Here is a 2,248-nt window from a genome sequence, read left to right as displayed (position 1 = left end):
CGACCTGTCCACCTTCAACCGCCGCTTCCGGGCGCAGTGCGGCGCGGCGCCGCGCGAGGTGCGGCGCGAGGAGCCGGTCGACCGCCGGCGTGGAGAGCCGGCGACGCTGCCCTGGACCGTCGGCCCCTTCCGCCCGCGGGTGCCGCCCGTCGGGGAGTAGGGGCGCCATCGTCGGGAAGCGCTCCGCCGGCCTCCGCGGCGGAGCGGTTGGTCCCGAGAAGAACGGCCCGGCTGAGCCGGGCCGCCCGAGCATTGCCCCTACTGCGGCGCCCCCTGCATCAGCTTCTGCGGCGAGCGGGCCGCCATGAAGCTGGTGATCTCGGCCAGGGTGACATAGCCCTTGCCGGAGGTGTCGATCTGGCCGAAATGGTCGGCCACGAAGCCCCAGCCGGCCTTCTTCGCCTGCTGCGCCGTCAGCGACGCGCGCGAGCCGGAGGCGCGCTGGAACTGCGCCGCCAGCTCGTCCTGCACGCCCTGCGCCATCGTCGCCGGGCTCGGCTTCGGCGCCGGCGCCGTCCGCAGCGCCAGCGTCCCGGCCGGCTTCACCGGCTTGCGCACGTCGTCATAGCCCCAGGCCGGCTGGGCCAGCACCATCCCCGCCACCGCCAGGGCCAGCGGGGCCACCCATGAATGCTTGATCCTCATTGTTCCCCTCCTTGGCTAGTTGGCGGCCTGCTGCGCGATCTCGGCGGCGTCGGAGCCGAAGGGCGGCGCGGCGTAGAAATCGCTGATCACGGCCTCCAGCGCCGGGCGCGACGCCTCGGTGTTGTAGGTCATGTGGCCGCCCTCGAACCACTTGACCGGGACGCGGTCGTAGAGGTCGACGCCGATCAGGTCGAGCTCGGTCTGGTAGCCCGGCGTGGCGTTGTCCTCATAGCCGTGCATGACCAGCCATTTCAGCCCCGGGTCGTAGGTCAGGGCGATCTGGATGTCGCCCAGGCTGTTCGGGTCGTCGGTGCCGTTGTGGTTCCAGTTCCAGTAGAAGATCGCGTTGCCCAGCGGCTCGTAGGTCGAGGCGCTGCGGTAGTTCACGTAATACGGCATCAGCTGCTTGAACTGGTTCAGGAACGCCAGGTTGATGTAGTCGTCGGGCGCGTAGGAATTGCCGGCCGGCACTTTCATCCGGCCGTCATAGCGGCCCAGCTCGTAGCCCGGCATCAGCTCGTTCCGGTAGTCGCCCGGCAGCTGCTTGAACGACTTGTACCAGGTCAGCGTGTCCAGCGCCGCGCGGGCCACAAGGTCGTTCAGCAGCGCCCAGCCCTTCTGCGTGTCGAGGAACTTCTTGCGCGCCCCCGGGGTCATCGCCTCCACCGGCGCGTAGCGCACCGAGGTGAACTGGCGCAGCCCGGCGAGATACTGCTCGATCGTCTGCAATCCGCGGGCCGGCGACTTGTGGAAGAAGTTCGCCATCATCGCGTAGCTCGGCAGGTAGCCGCCGCAGGAGGCCGCCTCCACCATCTCGCAGTTCGAGGCGTAGTCGAGGATCGGCGAGTTCAGGATCACGCCGGTCAGGACGATCGGCGGCTTGCCCGTCGGGTCCGGTGCGTAGCGGCTGGTGCCCTGCCGCTCCAGCAGCTTGGCCACGATCGGCGTGCGGATGCCGCCATAGGATTCGCCGTACAGGTATTTCGGCGAGCTCTGGCGGTTGTACTGGTTGATGTAGCGGGTGATGAAGTCGGCCACCACCACGCCGTCGGCGTCCACGCCCCACCAGTCGCGGTTGGTGTGCGGGGCGATGGCGGCGGAGTAGCCGGTGCCCGGCGGGTCGACGAACACCAGGTCCGACTGCTTCAGCAGCGTGATCTCGTTGTCGACCAGCGGGAAGCTGTCCGGCTGCTGCGCCGGGTTGATGATGGTCGGCGCGTCCGATTTCAGCCGCTTCGGCGCCCAGGAGCCCATATGCAGCCAGATCGAGGCCGATCCCGGGCCGCCGTTCCACAGGAAGGTGACCGGCCGGGTGTTCTTCGGGGCCCCGTCCATGGTGTAGGCGGTGTAGAAGAACGCGGCCTCGGGCTTGCCGTCGGCGCCGTTGACCACCAGGTGGCCGGCACCGGCGGTGAACCGCACCAGCTTGCCGTCGATCGCCATGCTGTGGTGCTTGAGCGAGGTGGTCTCGTTCACCTGGGCCAGGTTGACCTGCCCGTCCGGCCCGGTGTTGTAGATGGTGGGGTCGTTCACCACCCGGTCCGGCTCGGTCCGGGGCGCCCGCCTGCGCCAGGACGCCTGCGCCGCGCCGGACGCTGTCGGC

General features: G+C 69.5%; 2 protein-coding genes. Both read right to left on the bottom strand.

Annotated elements, in window-relative coordinates:
• Window positions 1–258 precede the first annotated feature (258 nt).
• Window positions 259–645, bottom strand: coding sequence for a hypothetical protein (locus P409_RS32285; protein ID WP_052121649.1), 387 nt, complete (start codon window positions 643–645; stop codon window positions 259–261).
• 15 nt (window positions 646–660) lie between these two features.
• Window positions 661–2,248, bottom strand: a 1,588-nt coding sequence (locus P409_RS32280) for a S10 family serine carboxypeptidase-like protein (protein ID WP_034848243.1), incomplete at its 5' end; no start/stop codon positions are given.

The sequence above is a fragment of the Inquilinus limosus MP06 genome (assembly GCF_000767795.1).
Lineage (GTDB): Bacteria > Pseudomonadota > Alphaproteobacteria > DSM-16000 > Inquilinaceae > Inquilinus > Inquilinus limosus_E.
Note: the sequence above shows the minus strand (reverse complement) of the source record. Positions and strands in the feature narration are given on the sequence as shown.

Coding starts and splice junctions, on each gene's coding strand:
- P409_RS32285 (WP_052121649.1), bottom strand. CDS start 645: ATGAGGATCAAGCATTCATGGGTGGCCCCGCTGGCCCTGGCGGTGGCG.